A 16,845-nucleotide genomic window follows, 5' to 3' on the forward strand; every position below is an offset into this window, starting at 1 on the left:
CGACCGGCCCATCTATGAAGTTCGCAGCGGCGGCAGCTTGCGCCTCCTCGACGCGCGAACCGGTGATCCGGTGGCGATCGACGAGCGGCTCGCAACGGAGATCGCCCGCTCGGCCTATCACCACGAGGCTCCCGTGAGGCAAGTCACTTTCCTTCAAGAGCCGAAACTGGAGGCGCGGGATTTTTCGGGGTCGATGTGGAGGGTCGATTTCGCGAACGAGGACAATAGCAGCAGCTATGTCTCAGCCGAGACCGGCCAGCCGCTCGTCGACCGCACCGATACCTGGCGCGTCTGGGATTTCGTCTGGATGCTCCACAACATGGACTATGCGAACCGGACGAGCTTCAACCATCCGCTGATCATCTTCGCGGGCTTCAGCGCGCTGTGGCTTTCTTTCACCGGCTTTTACCTGCTGTTCAAGAGCTTCAGGCGTCGCGAGTTTCGCTGGATCCTCGGCCGGGAGAAGGCCTGAGTTATCCCACACATAAGATCGGCAGCGACCGCTTGGTCCCCGTTGCTGCCGCTGAGGCGCCCGTCACCCCCACAACGGGCGCCTCTTAATTTGAGGGTAGAGCTTCACGTGGGACCGCGCCCAGCGCGAACTTCAAGCCCTCTGAGAAGGCAGCAAATGAGCGACGGGAGCGATAAGGCCGCCCGAGAGGACGCACTCCGACGCGGCCGCCAAATCAGGAGCGAAATAGCGGTCTGAGGCCCAATGGTCCGCGAAGGACCGGACCGCCGCATGCGCTGTCTCGAGCGCGGTCGAGCTTCTGAGCGGCCTGTGGAAGTCGATGCCTTGCACAGCGGCCAGGAGCTCCACGCCGACCACCCCGGCCGCATTCTCAGCCATGTCCAAGAGCCGACGGCTTGCATGAGCGGCCATGGAGACATGGTCTTCCTGGTTGGCCGAAGTGGGAATGGAGTCGACGCTCGCCGGATGGGCAAGTTGCTTGTTCTCGGACACGAGCGCTGCCGCCGTTACTTGGGCGATCATGAAGCCCGAATTGACGCCGCTGTCGCGGACCAGAAAGGCGGGCAGGCCGCTCATTTTCGGATCGACGAGAAGGGCCGTGCGGCGCTCCGAAAGCGATCCGATTTCTGCCAGGACGATAGCGAGCTGATCCGCCGCGATCGCGACCGGCTCCGCATGGAAGTTCCCGCCAGAGACGATGTCCCCATTGTCGGCGAACACCAACGGATTGTCGCTGACGGCGTTCGCCTCGATCAGCAGGGTAGCGGCCACAGCCTCGATAACATCGAGGCAGGCTCCCATCACCTGGGGCTGGCAGCGCAGCGAATAGGGATCCTGCACACGGTTGTCATTCTTCAAGTGGCTGGCGCGAATGGCGCTGCCCTGTAGGAGACATCTAAGTGCACCGCCGACGGCGATCTGGCCTTTTTGGCCGCGCATCTCATGAATGCGTGGATCGAACGGGGCGTCCGATCCTTTCATGGCGTCCACGGAAAGGCCGCCGGCGACCAATGCGCTGCCGAAAACATGCTCCGCCTGAAACAGGCCGGCGAGCGCCAGCGCCGTTGAGACCTGGGTTCCATTCAGGAGCGCGAGCCCTTCCTTCGGCCCCAGCGAAAGGGGCTTAAGGCCGACCCGCCGAAGTGCTTCGGCGGCCGGCATTTTGACACCCGCGAGAAAGGCCTCCCCGATGCCGATCAGCGTGGCGGCGATATGGGCCAGGGGCGCAAGGTCCCCCGAGGCGCCGACGGATCCCTTGGCCGGCACGAGTGGGGTCACCTGATTGTCGAGCAGCCCGATGAGCGCATGCAATACGTCGCGCCGAACCCCGGATGCGCCCCGAGACAGGCCCACAACCTTCAGGAAGATGATCAGCCGAACAATGTCGTCAGGTAGTGGATCGCCGATGCCGGCGGCATGGCTGAGGACGAGATTGAGCTGCAGCTGCTCGAGCTGGCTGGTGTCGATGCGGGTGCTGGCGAGCAGCCCGAAACCAGTGTTGACGCCATAGGCGGTCTCGCCGTCTTCGATCAGCTTCGCGACGACCTCAGCGCTCTCATCGACCGCCCGCCACCGCTCCGCGGAGAGGCTGACCAGGACCGGCGCAGACCAGACGCTCCGCAGTTTCGCGAGATCGACAGGCTGCTCAGCCAGATGAACGGTCTTCATCGGCGGCTAGCGACCGAGGGCAGGTCCAGGCCTCTTTCGCGCGCGCAATCGAGAGCGATTTCATAGCCGGCATCGGCGTGACGCATGACGCCGGTGGCGGGATCGTTCCATAGCACCCGCTCGAGGCGACGGGCGGCGTCCTCTGTGCCATCGCAGACGATGACCATGCCGGAATGTTGTGAGAAGCCCATACCCACACCGCCGCCATGGTGGAGCGAGACCCAGGTGGCTCCGCTCGCAGTGTTGAGGAGGGCGTTGAGCAGCGGCCAGTCGGAAACCGCGTCCGAGCCGTCTCGCATGGCTTCCGTTTCGCGGTTGGGGCTGGCGACAGAGCCGGAGTCCAGATGATCGCGGCCGATCACGATCGGACCCTTGAGCTCGCCCGAGGCGACCATTTCGTTGAACTTCAGGCCGATCCGGTGGCGGTCGCCGAGCCCGACCCAGCAGATGCGGGCCGGTAGACCCTGGAACGCAATGCGCTCACGCGCTTCGTCGAGCCAATCGTGGAGATGAGCATCGGTAGGAAGCAGCGCTTTGACGGCGGCGTCGGTCTTGTAGATATCCTCCGGGTCTCCGGACAGCGCGACCCAGCGGAACGGTCCGACACCCCGGCAGAAGAGAGGACGGATATAGGCGGGGACGAAGCCGGGGAAGGCAAACGCGTCCTCAACACCTTCTTCCTTGGCAACCTGGCGGATATTATTCCCATAGTCGACCACTGGAACATCCATGCGCCACCAGTCGAGCATGGCCGATACGTGGGTCGCTATCGAAGCACGAGCGGCCTTCTCGACAGCCTTGGGATTGCTGATCCGCTTGTCCTCCCATTCCTCGACGGTCCAGCCGGCCGGAAGATAGCCGTTCACGACATCATGCGCGGAGGTCTGGTCGGTCACGATATCCGGGCGCATATTACGGCTGACCATCTCCGGCAGGATCTCCGCCGCGTTGCCCAGGAGCCCGACTGAAAGTGGCCGCTTCTGCTCTACCGCTTCCTCGATGAGCAGCATGGCATCATCGAGTGTGTCTACCGCGACGTCGAGGTAGCGGGTCTCGATCCGCTTCTCGATCCGCGATGGCTGACATTCGATCGAGAGCGAAGCGGCACCCGCGAGACTGGCCGCCAACGGCTGGGCGCCGCCCATTCCGCCAAGGCCGGACGTCAGAATCCACCGGCCGGAGAGGTCGCCGCCGAAATGCTTCCGGCCCATCTCCACGAAAGTCTCGTATGTGCCCTGCACGATGCCCTGGCTGCCAATGTAGATCCAGGGGCCGGCGGTCATCTGGCCGTACATCATCAGTCCGGCACGATCGAGTTCACTGAATTTGTCCCAGGTTGCCCAGTGCGGCACCAGGTTGGAGTTGGCGATGAGCACGCGAGGCGCGTCGGTATGCGTCCTGAAGACGCCGACGGGCTTTCCGGACTGGACGAGCAGCGTCTGGTCGCTCTCAAGGCGCTTGAGGGCCGAGACGATGTTTTCGAACGCTTCCCAGTTGCGGGCGGCCTTCCCGATGCCTCCATAAACGACGAGATCCTCAGGACGCTCAGCGACCTCGGGATCCAAGTTATTCATAAGCATGCGGAGAGGCGCTTCCGTCAGCCAAGACTTTGCTGACAGTTCTACGCCTCGGGGAGCCTTCACAACCGGGCGATTGGGAAGATCATCACTACGAGCCAATTACCTTCTCCTTTGTAGGCGACGAGCACCGAGCTTCACTCGCCCTTCTGCTTTTTCTATCGAAAGACTGTCCGGGCCCGAGATCAGGTGCTTCGGCCGCGCCGCCGCCCATGAACACCGCCTCGCGGAAAATAACCCTCCCGTCAGGAAGCGCCCGTCGTCCAACCGCAGCGAGTCACAACCTGTATAGACATGTCTATATCTAGGCCAAGAGAGTGACAAGAGCAGACAGCATGAGAACGTTCGGCACGCGAAGTTCACGCGCCGCCAAGCATGACGCTTCCGGCGGGTGTCGGCTCGTTGTGAGGGGTTCAGTCGACCGTGAACGTGTCGCTGAATTCGAACCTGGAGCCGGGGTGGATGAGGCGCGCGTAAGATACGAGCCTCGACCTGCTCCAAGTCTGTCGTATCAAAAGGAGCGCCGGTTCGCCTTCCTTCATGTTAAGAAGGTCGCGAGCCTTGGTATCAGGCATCAAGGCTCGCACCGTATGGTCCACCCTTTCGAGGGGTGCGATCTTGACGAGATACTCGTTCGGCGTCTGTTGGGAAAAATCCATCTTGCCGTAATCGGGAGCGGCTGAGGCGAGGACGAACCGCTCCTCAAGCTGGATCGGCAGGCCTGCTTCATGGTGGACGATGAGAGAGTGGAAAATCGGTGTGCCGACTCCCACTCCCAACAACGCCGCCGTCTTTCGATGGGCCTTTTCGCCAACGTTCTGGACCACTTTGGCGTGATATTCATGCCCCCGGGAGCGGATCTCATCGGCGATGTTACGTATAGCAATGATATGGCCTTGGCGGGGCGGCTCCGCGATGAACGAACCCACCCCGGGCAAACGGACGATGATGCCGGCGTTCTGGAGTTCGCGAAGGGCTCGGCTCGCGGTCATTCGCGACACCCCAAACTGTTGCACCAGTTCGGCCTCGGACTGCAGCCTGTCTCCTGGCTTCAATTCCCCGCTGCTTATCGCGTGCAGCACATACTGTTTGATCGCGACATATCGAGGCTCTGGAGCTCGTTCGTTGATGTCAAACCTGCCTTTGTACGCTGCCGTAGCCATTGAACCCGTCCCCCACGCCTCGCGGCGACCCCACTTCTTCTATATATGTATATGCTAGTTAGCAGGTATGACCGATCTCAGAAACCAGCTTCCTTCACACCATCAACTTCGCTAAAATTTGATGGCAAAGAGCGCTTCCGCGCTCCCAGGATCTTCGCGGCCCACCTGGAGAAGGTGGCGAGCTAGCGATGGGATAGCGTGGCCGGATGCAGCATCATTGGGGCTAATGCCCGGCCCACTATGCACGCAGGCGTTCCGGTCCGCTAGCGGCGCTCATCCGACAGACGGGCCACGTCGCCCGCGGCCGATGGACCAGCTTACGTCCCCTTCGCGCATGATCCCGGCGACTGACTTTCCCACGTGCCGATCGAGCACCGGCCGCCATGGCACTAACGTAAATTCCTTCGCTTTCGCAATGAGCGCATAGCGGCCACTCGCAAGCTCGACCGGCCGACGCAGTACGCCCTCAATCTGCTCGCCTGGGCACGTCTCGACAAAGCCCATGCCGAGTTCGTCGGAGAGCTGCCCGGCATTGCGCAACAACTCTCGGCGCTGGAGCGCCGGCAGCATGTCGGATCGGTAGCGAACGGCGCCATTCGTCTCGACGGCAAACCCCTGCGCGATCAGCCATTGCCGGCGGCGTGCCTGGGCATCCCGGACCGCAGCGCCGAATCCGCTTTCGCGCAACGGCTCGGATGTATCGGCGACCAGCTCGCGATCGAGCCAGGTGACGGCATCGGCGCCGACCAGTTGCTCGATCGGCCGAGAAGACAGCAGTTCGACGCGCACCGGCGCCTCGCGCGCGCGGCCTGCCTCGTAGCGCGACACCTGGTCGAGATGGTCCGCCGCGATCGACCAGCTTCCATCGGGTTCGCGGATCGCGAGCCCTGCGCGCCGCATCGCTTCGAGGCGGCGAACATGCGTCTCGGCGAACGCTTCGGTTGCCGAGGGATCGTGCGTCAGATGCGCGTCGACCGAATAGCGTCCGGCATTGCCCTCGGCGACCGCGACGATGGTGCGATCGGCCGGCCTTGGCCCGCGCGCCACCGGCGCGATCCGGATCACCGTATCGGTGGCCAGCGGCGCGAGCGCATCGCCGCGCCCGATGTCGACATAATGGGTACGGCCGTCGGTCGCCTCGACGATCAGATAATGCCGGTCGCGCAGTTCGTCCGACAGGCCGCGCTCGACGACGCGGCCGACCAACCCCCGCGCGCCAGAAACGGAAGGGTCGTAGATCACCCGGTCGGCAGGCGCCGGGGCATCGCCGCGCCCAGCAAAGGCGCGCTGCATCGTGCGGATGATGTCGCCGCGCTCGCCCATCCGTCGCAGCGTCTCTTCCAAGCCATCGGCGAGCCGCCACGCGCCGCGTCCGATGTCCTCCGCCAGGCCCATGCGCGCGAGCCGTGCCAGGCGCCCCGCTCTCAGGCTCTGCTCGAACGGACGGCGGGCGGCCGACGACACGATCCTGTCGGCATCCATCCCGGCGAGCAGCCGGCGGTCGATCCCGGTCAGCCGTTCCTGATCGATCTCGGCGCGCAGCCGCGCCTCGATCGCGCGGTCGTCGCGCGGTCCGAGATCGAGATCGACCAGCTCGGCGGCGCGCTCGCGCATGCCGGCGGTCAGATAGTCGCGGGCGATGACGAGGTCGCGGCCGCGATCGTCACGGCCGCGCACCATGATATGGGTATGCGGGTGGCCGGTGTTGAAATGATCGACCGCGACCCAGTCGAGCCGCGTTCCGAGATCGGCTTCGACTCGCGCCATCAGCCGCCGGGTGAGCGGCTTGAGATCGTTATATTGATCGCCGTCCTCGGCCGAGACGATGAAGCGGAACTGATGGCGATCGCCTTGGCCGCGGTCGAGGAACGCCTTGCCGTCGACGCCCTCTTCCCCGGCGTCGTAAAGCTGTCCCGGCGCGCCATCGCGCGTGGTCCCGTCGCGCTGGATGTAGCGCAGATGCGCGGCGGCTCCGGCGGCGCCCTTTCCGGCGAGCTTGACGATGCGCGATTTGATGATGACCCGGCGCGCCCGATAGGCGGCATAAGCATCGCGGCTGGCGAGCACTCGACCGACCCCGCCGCCGCGCCCCATCCGGCTTCCGGAAAAGCCGCGCCGTGCGGCTGCTGAAAAGGCGCCGCCGCGCGCGAGATTGGCGGCGGCGAGCACGCGGTGGAGATATTTGCGGCCGCGCTTGCCGCCCTTGGCGCGCATCCGCCCGAGACGCGGCTCGAAACTCTCTTCGTTGGCCACTGGCCCGTCCTCCACTTTTGCCGTGTTCGCAAACGACATGGCGCGGCACATGCGGTTGGAAAACCGGTGCCGTCTATCGCGGCAGAAAACCTGGGCTTGCGCTGCGACCGGCACTGCCCAAAACCCGGCGGTGCCGGTCCAATCTCAACTAAAATGATGTGCAGACAATAAGTTACGGCCTCGGGGGTGCCGTTGCTTTATCTTGCCCTCTTAATTGGGCCAGTCCCTAGGGCGTTGTCCATCCGACTTCTCCTTCTTCGCAACATCTGAACGGTCGCCGCGGGCGGGCTGCGAGTCCTGGTGCGCCGTGCACTCTTCCGCATTCAGCGCGGGCATGAAGGGCCGCGTTGGGGCGGCGTGGAAGCTCGCGCGATGCATGTCGACGTCGGATTGCCGGGGCCACATCACAGGCATTCGAGCGTGGTCCGACGGGTGTCGGCCACAGGCAAGATATCGTGCTTCCCGGTTCCAAGATCTGCACCAGTCCTCATCCGCTCAGGCGCGGATCTCCGTTGGGTTGGGGGGTGATAAAGCGATGCTCACACGGCTGCTCCGAGCGTCTGGGCTTCGCGGTGACAGAGCTTGCTGACGGGCTCGGTGGGCACGCTTCCCGGTCCGCCGTCATAGGCTGTTCCGTCTGTCCACATCGCGTGCATGACCACGGCCAGCTTGCGCGCGATCGCGACGCACGCCTGGTTGTGGCACTTCTTCCTGGCGAGGCTCAGCCCCCATTCCTTGATGCGGTCGGGCTTCTTGTAGCGGTGCAGCAGGCAGTTCGCCGCCTCGTAGAGCGCGTGCCGGACATCGGGATCGCCGGCCTTGCTGATGCGGCCCTGGACATCGATCGAGCTGCCCGACTGCCATCGTTTCGAGGTCAGGCCGAAGTAGGCGGCGACATCGCGTGAGCGTCGGAACCGCCGCGGATCGTCGATCGCCGTGGCGAAGGTCAACGCCGTCACCGGGCCGACGCCGGGGATCGCCATGAAGCGCCGGCAGAGCTCGTCGTGGGCGACGATCCGGATTACCAGCTTGTGCAGCTTCACATACTCCGCCCACAGCGCCGCGCGGGCCCGCAGCATGCAGTCCATCAGCCCGGCCGAGAGCTGATCGTTGGCCACCGCGTCGCGCACGGCCTGGTCGAAGCGACGGCGGCCGATCTTGTTGAGGCGCACTCCGAACGCCTTCAATGAGTGGCGGATGGTGTTCTCGAGATCGAGGAACTTGCGCTTCAGATTGCGCCGCTGGACCAGCAGCAGCCGCACCCGGTAGCAGGCTTCGGTCTTGATATGCGCGGCCCGGAACCAGCCGGTTCGCATGATGTGCGCAAGGCCGAGCGCATCGGTCGCGTCGGTCTTGTTGCGCTGCGCCGACATCGCCGCGCGGACATGACGGGTCTCCAGACAGACGATCGGAACGCCCTGCTCCTTGAGCGCCGGGTGCAGCCACGGCGCCAGCGCGCCGGCCTCGTGACCGACGCGGCGAAGCTGGTGTCGGTACGGCGCCAGGGCGGTGGCGATCGAACCGGGATCGGTCGGCACCGATGCCGTCATCATCACTTGCCCAGCCGCGTTGACGACACAGATCGCGGTCTCGTCGATCGACACATCCAGTCCGGCAAAACAGTCCATTCGCGTCCTCCTGCGCTGCCCCGCCACCCGCGCCTTAGATGCACGGGAAACGCCAGGCTGACACGCGGATGCGCCAGTTTCGGGCACCAGCAAGGTGAGCAGTTCGTCGTGCCCAATTACCTCGGCATTACGCACTCTCACTCGCAATTCCGCCTCCTCTCCGCGTCCCTTCACTTCAACGCGAGCGAGCCGAGGCAAGAAGATGCCGGGACCGGCGCTGTCCGCACCGTGTCCCGGCTGCGCTACGGCTATTCAATGCGCCGCTATCAGCGCTTCGTGCGCCATCGATGCGCTCTCGAAGGCGCGGCATCCCAGCATTTCCTGCGCATTGCCGTTGCCATCGACGATCACCGTGGCCATGAACCATTCGCCATTGAGCTGTCCGCAGATCGCGATCCGATCGAGCATAACATCCTCCTCGTCCCACGCTTCATAGCCTCCGAGCCAGCGCTCCTCGACCCGCGCATCCCAGCGGAAATCCGCCTCCTCCGCGGCAAGAAATTGAGGCGCCAGCGCCTCTCCGGCGCCGTGCCCGAATTCGATTTCGAGCCCCGCTTTGAGTGCCGCCATCACGCGATCCGATGCCGCTGCGATTGGTTGAAATATGGTCACTTGAAACCTCCTGTTCGTGAACATCCTCCCATCGAGGACAACCTCTGGCCGGCGGGTGGCGAGATGGCTGTCAGGGCTGCCGCCGCCTGCGGCGGCACCGCGAAGCGGCGGCGGAGGAGCCGATTTTGTTGCGCTGAAACGAACAGACTCGCGCGCCAGGCGCGCACCATCTCGCGGCAAAATTGGAGGGGCCGCCGGCCTTGATCAGCCGCCTCGGCAGCCGCCATGATGGGACGATCCGAGGCGAGCCCCACCACCGTTGGTGAAAAGGTCTCGACGTGGGAGACACGTCCGACGCTGCCTGTCGAGCGCATTAGTCGCGCTCAAGCGGAACGAAGAGCCTGTTGGCGGGGCGCGCTTCGGAGCATGGCGGGCGCGGCCGCTCATCAAGGCTTCTTCGCACGGCGAAGATCGTGTTGGCCGTCTCGATGGGCGTCATTCTTGCGCGATCGGGCGCATCGTCCGCGACCGCCGCCAGATAGGCGCGCGTCTCGCTGGGTAAGGGCTGCCCGCTCCTTAAATGCGCCGCATAGCGGCCCGGCCCCGCATGATAGGCCGCGAAGAGGCCGGGGTAGCCGAAGCGGTCGTACATCGCGCGCAGATAAGCCGTGCCGGCAAGGATATTGTTGCGCGGATCGTGCGGATCGGAACCCAAATCGTGCGCGACACTGAGCTCTGCCCAAGTGCCCGGCATCAGCTGCATCAGTCCCATGGCTCCGGCCCAGCTGGTGATCGGCTCCCCGTGAAGACGCGTCCGGCCGCCGCTCTCGGCGCGCATGACTCGCTCGATCCAGGCGGCGGGTATGCCGAACCGCGCCGAGGCTTCGGCGATAAACGGGCGCCACCGCTGCACCGGATCGGCGTTCGCCGGCGCCGCGACGATGAGCGCGGCGAGGAGCGCGATGCGGATCAGCGTGGCCATAGGAAATACGCCTCGCCGACAACGTCCTCGCGCCCGGTCGGCCCGAAATAGCGCCCATCGAATGAGTCGACGGCGTTTGCCATAAGCAGGAACAGTTCGTCCTTGCGAAGCGCGGCGCAGCCTTGCCACCAGGGCAGAACTAGTCCCTGGCCGTCGAAGCGCCGCCGCTCGGCAACTCTCGCGCCGTTGATGCTAATTGCGGGGCCAATCGCGCAAACAGAATCGCCGGCTACCGCCGCGACTCGCTTCACCAGCGGCACGTTGGCGGGCAGATAGCGGCGTCGGGCGGCGAATTGACGAGCCGCCTCCGGCAGCCAGGCAATCACCATATCGCCGCGGCGAAGCTCGGTTCCGGCGGTCACATGGTAAAGGCCGACCGGAGCGCTGGCGCTCGCATTCCAGACGAGCCGCGGGCGCGGCTTAGTCGTGATCGTCGCGCAGAGCCCAATAGAGGCGACGGCCCCGATCATGAGCAGCGCGCGCCGCCGCGCCGCGCCCTGGGCAGCCTTCCGCTGCCGCCGGCGTTCGTCCCAATCGAACAGCGGGAGGTCGCTGCGCTCAGCCATGACCGCCGCCCTTCGCGCGCGCCTTCGACCATGCCTCGATATCGTCGATATGATAGCGCCAGGTGCGGCCGTGCAGCCGGCACAAAGGTCCGGTGCCGCGCGCTCGCATCTCCTTCAGCGCGGTCAGCGACAGGCCGAGATGGAAGGCGGCCTGCTTGGCGGTGAGAAATGGGCAGGTCTCGCGCGCTGCCTGCGCGCGCCTGGCGGTGTCGTCCATCGGCTGGTCCCGTTAGAGCGGCCGCGAACCTGCGCCACTTTCACCAGCGGGTCTGGCCGCCAAGGGACGCCTCGGGGAGGGTCGAAAACGGCACCTCCTCAAAATCGATCCCCCATGAGAGCGAAACTCCCGCGCCCGATGACGGGCGCGGGAGCCGCTTCGCCGTCAGTCGGCGGGGTTCCAGATGATCGCGAAGGCGTCGTCGTCGTCCTGGCCGGCGGCACGGCCGAGATTGGCGTAGAGCCGGCGCGGCCCGAACTCGGGAGCGGCGAGGGACAGCGACACATAGTCGTTGCCCGTGGTTTCGCTGCGCCGGTTCCAGGCGGCGCCGACCTCGACCCCGTTCGCCATTACTCGGTAGTCGGGCTGGCGGTCGTGCGACTTGCGCGCGTTGGGCACGATCTCGATGTCGGTGCGGATGGAGAGGGTCTTGAGCTGGCCCTTGAAGCCGTCGCCGTTGCGAGTGACATAACCGATTGCGGACATTGTTCGTCTCCTTGAGATGCTCGCCCCGAACCGTTTCCGGGCGATGGCGGACCTAAGGGACGGTAGATGCGGCCGCCGCGAACCGAAGGCCGAAGCGATCAGCGGAGGACCGGAGCCAAAGGCTTATTTGAAGCGTAAGCGACCGCGAGGAGCCCGTGGCACACGGGCGGGGAAATAAGCCGAAAGGCGATGGTTTTGCGGAAGCCGCGACCGTTCCAGGTCATGCGCCCCACGAGCCGGAAGCGGTGCGGGCGGGCCCTATTGGGACGGCCGGCCGTGTTTCGGTTTGACTCGCCGGCGCCGATCGCGAAGGCCGGGCGGTCCGCATCGCGGCGAACTGGCCGGCTCGGGCAGTCGATCTCACTGTGGCTGAAATCGCCGCCGCGCATGGCGGTCACTACAGCGTCGACCTCACCTCGCTCACGCTCCCTGAGCCACCAAAGCCTTCGCCGAAACCCATGTCCGCCGCCTGGAGGCAATGCGCCGCACGCCGCAGGCGCTCTCTACCACGACCCGGAGGGAGCCCTGATCGTCGCGCCGGATTCGTTCGATATAGATGTCCTTGATCAGCATGGCCGGCAACAGGAGTGGGCGCGTATAGCCAACGATCTCAAGTGGAGCCCGTGGTGTCGACGCGATGTCGCTGGCGATCGCACTCCTGATAGCGCTGCAGTTTATCCCCGGACCTGACGGCCGCACGATTGTTGACCGGAGAGGGTCCGCGAACCATCTGTAGCTCTCCGTTGCTTGACCTGCGACCCCGCAGGTGCGGAGAGCCGGACAGAGCGGATGACCCTCGAAGAGTATGTGGCGGAGCTGAATAGTCTGGCCTTCTGGCGTGAATTCACCTTCGCCGAGACCAAGTTCGCCCCGAGGCCCGGCCAGGAGCTTGAACTCGCAGACAACATCGTCTGGCTCGGCGACTTCGCTTTCATCCTTCAACTGAAGGAGCGCGAAGGCGGAACGCGCTACCCTGCTGCCGAGCGGGCCTGGTTCCGGAACAAGGTGCTCGGTAAGGCGACCCGGCAAGTGCGCGACACGCTGCGCTTCATGGACGAGCATCCGGAGATCCGTATCGTCAACGAGCGTGGCCACGCCTTCGATATCCGCCGGCAGGAACTCACCGACATCATCAAGATCGTCACCTATCTGCCTGGCGACGCCCTACCTGAGGAGTGCTGGCACAGCCGCCATTACATTAGCAGAACCGCCGGCTTCATTCACGTGATCGCGGCGCACGACTACCTCGGCGTCTTGGAGAAGCTGCGCGTGCCGGAGGACATTCGCCGGTATTTCGCCTACCGCGAACAGGTCGCGCCTGGGATCGACGATCCGAAGATTGACGAGTCCGACATCATGGGCGCCTTCCTGTCAGAGGAGGAGGCTCCTTCATCCAGTTCCCGGGAAAGCCTGCGACGCTTCGTCCAAGACCACGAGGCCTTCAACCTCTCGCCGCTGATCGGCAACCTGCACGATCATATCGAGCGGTCCGACCGGCCGTACGACTATTACCGCATCATGCTGGAGTTCGCGCGCGTGCCGCGCTCCGTATGGCGCGAGATCAAGCTGCGCTTCATGATGTCCCTGGAAACGGCGCGGGAAGGCGGCTTCACGCAACCCTTCCGGCTGACGTTCCCGGACACGGGCTGCACGTTCATGATCACGCCCTTCCATCCGGACATACTCGCGACCGGACCCGATGGGGAGAAAGCCCGGACCAAGAGCCTGAAGAATCTCACCTACGCGGCGATGTACGACGCCAAGGTCGGGAAAGGCCTCGGCATCCAAATCTCGAAGGACGGGGAATATTTCCAGATCGACTGGAGCCTGATCGAGCTGCCTTGGGAGCCGAACCCGGAGATGGAGGCGCGGCTCGCCCAGGTCAATCCATTCCGACCAGCTAGCGAGAAGCGCCTCGACAGCTTCTTATTCGCGGGAGCCTCGTGAGGCCTGCGGAGAGCTGCGGTCCTAATAGTCCCCTTGGCCGTTATCGGCCGGATGGCAGATCACGAACCGCCGGCCGTATCCGCCCATCTTTTCGTCGCCCCAAGCGTTCCGGGCCAGCACGATGCGGAACCCGTTGAACTGGTGCTCGCCGCGTCCTTCGGCCGCGAGCGCCGCCACGACCGCTCGAGCATCTTCGCCGTTAGCGTGGTGCAACAGCGTCTCTGCGAACTCATAGAACAGGCGGTCCACGCCGTCAGTGTCTCCGGGGAACCGCGCGTCCAGCGCCAGCTTGAGCCGAGTCGCGGCCAGGGCGTTTCCAGTGAGGGAGTAGGTCATCGTGCTGTCGAAGATCCCCGTCTTGAAGCGGCGCGGCTCGGCTTGCGCGAACCATTCGTCGAAGGAGCGGTGATAGTCGCGCGCCACCAAGTCCTGATCGGCGAGAAAGGCCTGGGCGGCGTAGGGCGACCAGCCGGCGTCCGGCGAGATGGCCGGCGGATGGCGCTCGCGCTTCCGGACCTCGCGCAGCTCCCGGATGACGGCGTCCACGCCCGCCCGGTCGGTCGGCTCGTCCAGCGTCATGCGGCGCTTCCAGCGCTGCACATAGTCCCGGCTCAAACCGAAGGCGAACACCGCCCGCCGGGCGCCATACCTCAGCAGTTTCGGTCGATATTCCGGAACGACAGCGAGGTGAGGGCGGTCTCATAATCGACGACCGCCCCGAAGATCAGAAGGAAGGGCAGGAACAGGAAGGACAGCAGGATCGGCACGGCGAACTCGCGAGCTGTGTGAAGGCTCGCGAATTCGGTGAAGTCGGTCACCGCGCCATGGAGGCCGTTGCCGACGATCAGCAGGGTGAAAAGGCCCATCACGAAGGCCAGCGGCGTCTTCAGGACGGCCGTCTTGGCGTTACGGTCGACTATCACCTGCATTCCAGCGACAATCATGACGAGCGGCACCAGCGCCAGCTCGGCCCAGAAGGGAAAGCTGAAGCTGTCGGCGAGGAAGAGAACAATCGCGGTGACCGTCAACGTCTCTGCGGCTATCCAGCGGACCGGATGTTCTTTCGGTCGCCTCTGCGCCGCATTGAACATGGCGACGAAGGCGAACGCTCCGATCCAGAGGATCGTCGTCTTGAGGTTGGCCCACGTCCATAGTTGCACGAGCGACAGCAGCCAGGCGCAGAGCACCGTGTACGCCACCATCAACAGGAAGGGCCCAACGACCTTGGGTGCGAGAAACGCCCGGACGAGGGCCAGAAAGGAGCCGCCGACCCCTTTCAAGGCGGCGAATCCGAATAGGGCGGCGAACCAGAAGAGGGTAGCGATCTCTCTGTTGCTTAAGTCCATGCGGTGAAGCTTGGAACGATCCCCGCCCGGGGTCCACCGCTAGGTTATCGGGCCTCTTCTGCCGCTTCGGCCAGCGAATAGCTCGTGCTGCGGCCGCCGCCGGGATCCCTCACCAGGACGCCGCGTCCGACCAGGTCGGTGATGTCGCGTAGCGCGGTGTCGGGCGAGGTCTTGGCCAGCGCCGCCCATTTCGATGTCGTCAGCTTGCCCTCGAACCCATCCAGCAGCCGGTTCAGCACCTTGCGCTGGCGATCGTTGAAGACCTCTCCCCCATGGGTTTCCCAGAAGTGCGCCTTGCGCAGGACTGTCCCGAGAGTGGCTTCCGCGCCGTCGAACGCCCGGTCCAGGCAGGCTAGAAACCACTCCAGCCACGGCGTGATGTCGAGGTCGCCCTTCTGCGTGCGCTCGAGCAGGTCGTAATAGACCTTCCGCTCCTGCCGGATCTGCGCCGACATGCTGTAGAAACGCTGTGGGCTCTCGTCCGAGCGCGCCAGGCTCATGTCCGCGATGGCGCGCGCGATCCGGCCGTTCCCATCCTCGAACGGGTGGATGGTCACGAACCACAGATGGGCGAGCCCGGCCTTGAGGACGGGGTCGATGCCGCGCTCGCCCTCGAACCAGTCGAGGAAAGCCCGCATCTCCGCGTCGAGTCGTCCGGCCTCAGGCGCTTGGTAATGGACTTTTTCGCGGCCGATCGGCCCCGAAACCACCTGCATCGGCCCCGCCTCTTCGGGACGCCAGGCGCCCACCGTAATCTTGGTCATACCGCTGCGGCCCGTGGGAAACAGCGCCGCGTGCCAAGCGAACAGACGCTCGTCCGTCAGCGGCTGGTCATAGCGCTGGGTGGCGTCGAGCATCATTTCGACAACGCCCTCGACATCGCGGTCGGCGGGCACAAGGCCGCCGATGTCCATGCCCAGGCGCCGTGCGATAGAGGAGCGCACTTGGTCCTTGTCGAGGATCTCGCCCTCGATCTCGCTCGATTTCAACACATCTTCGGTGAGGGTTTCCAGGACGGCCTCTTCTCGCAGGCGGAAGCCCAGCGCCTCCATGCGCCCAGCGAACCGACCTTGCCGCCGAGCGACCGCGGCCAACGGCTCCGTCAGCCGCTCGGCGCTCCAGCAAAAGGCCGGCCAATCGTCCCGGTCGTGGATATAGTCAGGCATATTCACCGCACTCCTTGCGGCGAATATGCCGACTAATCTCCGCATGCTCAAGAAGTATTCGCCGTATAAGGTGCGGAGAATAGAGGCGAGAATCGCCGCAAAGTTCCAAGGACCGAGGCGCTACGGATCCGATCTGGGAGTAGCTGCGCGTAAGCCGAAGGAGATAAAGGCGACCTTGATCTGCCGTGTGCGCACTGAGCCGGTCTCCGTCTCGTGCGGCACTCCTGATCGAACGCGGTAGCGCCAGCCCCTCCCATGCAGCGATCGCGGGAGGCGCGTCTAACAGGTTGGGGAGGTCGACGGGCCGGAGGTTGGGGGGAACCTTCCTCCGGCCCCGACCGCATACAGGACCAGCTGAGCGGCTGGTATTCCGTAACGTCAATGCCGCATGCCTGCAAATGTCTTGGTCGCCAGAAACAGGAATAAGCCTCATAGCCGGCTCGATCATCCCGGATGGAACAAGGACTTCGGCGGAGGACGTCCCCTCGCATCGAGGGCTGGCCCGAAGCGGGCTCAATCTCGCCCCCGGATAGAAGACAACCTTGGCGCCGTAACCGCCGCACCGACGCACACGCCGCTTGAGGATGATGAGTGACACGCCGCCGCCAGGCGGCAGTCGCGCGCCCGAGCCCGTCCGGGCGAGGGCGCGCGGCCCGATTTTCAGGCTGTTCGGAAGAAAGCGGAGCGGCCGCCCTCCGCCCCTGCGCCGCAATTCCAGCGACGCTTGCGCGCCGCTGGAACCTTGGGCGACTTCCGCCCCGCGTCTGGATTAGGCCGCCAGCGGCACCGCCTCCGGCTCGGCCTCGGGGTCCGGCACCGCAA

14 protein-coding genes and 1 pseudogene are annotated in these 16,845 nt (G+C 64.9%); 2 read left to right on the forward strand and 13 right to left on the reverse strand.

The genetic code is table 11. The features are described 5' to 3' along the window. Window positions 1–472: pseudogene (locus VIR62_RS05825) on the forward strand (PepSY domain-containing protein); the annotation flags it as partial. Window positions 473–604: 132 nt separating this feature from the next. On the opposite strand, the gene hutH reads toward VIR62_RS05825, so the two are convergent. The 10 genes from hutH to VIR62_RS05875 all read right to left on the reverse strand — a co-directional run bounded on the left by hutH (window position 605) and on the right by VIR62_RS05875 (window position 11,564). Continuing rightward, window positions 605–2,140 (reverse strand): histidine ammonia-lyase, encoded by a 1,536-nt coding sequence (hutH, locus tag VIR62_RS05830; RefSeq protein ID WP_431869483.1) that lies wholly within the window; start codon window positions 2,138–2,140, stop codon window positions 605–607. Continuing rightward, on the reverse strand, window positions 2,137–3,819 hold the full coding sequence (gene hutU, locus VIR62_RS05835) for a urocanate hydratase (protein ID WP_431869485.1): 1,683 nt from the start codon (window positions 3,817–3,819) through the stop codon (window positions 2,137–2,139). The genes hutH and hutU overlap by 4 nt, the downstream gene beginning before the upstream one ends. Window positions 3,820–4,130: 311 nt before the next feature. Continuing rightward, window positions 4,131–4,880, reverse strand: a complete 750-nt coding sequence (gene hutC / locus VIR62_RS05840; RefSeq protein WP_431869487.1) for a histidine utilization repressor — start codon at window positions 4,878–4,880, stop codon at window positions 4,131–4,133. Between the two features lie 273 nt (window positions 4,881–5,153). Beyond that, a complete protein-coding gene (gene rlxS / locus VIR62_RS05845; RefSeq protein ID WP_431869489.1) occupies window positions 5,154–7,133 on the reverse strand; it encodes a relaxase/mobilization nuclease RlxS in 1,980 nt (659 codons plus the stop codon). A gap of 539 nt (window positions 7,134–7,672) precedes the next feature. Further along, on the reverse strand, window positions 7,673–8,761 hold the full coding sequence (locus VIR62_RS05850) for an IS110 family transposase (protein ID WP_431869508.1): 1,089 nt from the start codon (window positions 8,759–8,761) through the stop codon (window positions 7,673–7,675). 252 nt (window positions 8,762–9,013) lie between these two features. Beyond that, the gene (locus VIR62_RS05855) at window positions 9,014–9,331 is read right to left on the reverse strand and encodes a hypothetical protein (RefSeq protein WP_431869491.1); all 318 of its coding nucleotides are present in this window, start codon (window positions 9,329–9,331) and stop codon (window positions 9,014–9,016) included. A 355-nt stretch (window positions 9,332–9,686) separates the two neighbouring features. Continuing rightward, window positions 9,687–10,295 (reverse strand): lytic transglycosylase domain-containing protein, encoded by a 609-nt coding sequence (locus tag VIR62_RS05860; RefSeq protein ID WP_431869493.1) that lies wholly within the window; start codon window positions 10,293–10,295, stop codon window positions 9,687–9,689. Continuing rightward, window positions 10,283–10,861, reverse strand: coding sequence for a S26 family signal peptidase (locus VIR62_RS05865; RefSeq protein ID WP_431869495.1), 579 nt, complete (start codon window positions 10,859–10,861; stop codon window positions 10,283–10,285). The genes VIR62_RS05860 and VIR62_RS05865 overlap by 13 nt, the downstream gene beginning before the upstream one ends. Then, a complete protein-coding gene (locus VIR62_RS05870) occupies window positions 10,854–11,078 on the reverse strand; it encodes a helix-turn-helix transcriptional regulator (protein WP_431869497.1) in 225 nt (74 codons plus the stop codon). Before VIR62_RS05870 ends, VIR62_RS05865 begins: the two co-directional genes overlap by 8 nt. A gap of 165 nt (window positions 11,079–11,243) precedes the next feature. Next, a complete protein-coding gene (locus VIR62_RS05875) occupies window positions 11,244–11,564 on the reverse strand; it encodes a DUF736 domain-containing protein (RefSeq protein ID WP_431869499.1) in 321 nt (106 codons plus the stop codon). Window positions 11,565–12,353: 789 nt separating this feature from the next. Here VIR62_RS05875 and VIR62_RS05880 point away from each other — a divergent pair. Then, window positions 12,354–13,511 carry a hypothetical protein gene (locus VIR62_RS05880; protein WP_431869501.1) on the forward strand — a complete coding sequence of 386 codons (1,158 nt, stop codon included), beginning with the start codon at window positions 12,354–12,356 and terminating at the stop codon, window positions 13,509–13,511. 21 nt (window positions 13,512–13,532) lie between these two features. Here VIR62_RS05880 and VIR62_RS05885 read toward each other — a convergent pair whose 3' ends face one another. From VIR62_RS05885 to VIR62_RS05895, 3 genes are read right to left on the reverse strand one after another with little or no spacing between them, the layout of a single operon-like run. After that, window positions 13,533–14,141 (reverse strand): hypothetical protein, encoded by a 609-nt coding sequence (locus VIR62_RS05885; RefSeq protein ID WP_431869503.1) that lies wholly within the window; start codon window positions 14,139–14,141, stop codon window positions 13,533–13,535. A 20-nt stretch (window positions 14,142–14,161) separates the two neighbouring features. Beyond that, window positions 14,162–14,857 carry a hypothetical protein gene (locus VIR62_RS05890; protein ID WP_431869504.1) on the reverse strand — a complete coding sequence of 232 codons (696 nt, stop codon included), beginning with the start codon at window positions 14,855–14,857 and terminating at the stop codon, window positions 14,162–14,164. A gap of 44 nt (window positions 14,858–14,901) precedes the next feature. Further along, window positions 14,902–16,023 (reverse strand): Fic family protein, encoded by a 1,122-nt coding sequence (locus VIR62_RS05895; protein WP_431869506.1) that lies wholly within the window; start codon window positions 16,021–16,023, stop codon window positions 14,902–14,904. Window positions 16,024–16,845: the final 822 nt, after the last annotated feature.

The organism is Allosphingosinicella sp., assembly GCF_036570505.1.
GTDB lineage: Bacteria > Pseudomonadota > Alphaproteobacteria > Sphingomonadales > Sphingomonadaceae > Allosphingosinicella.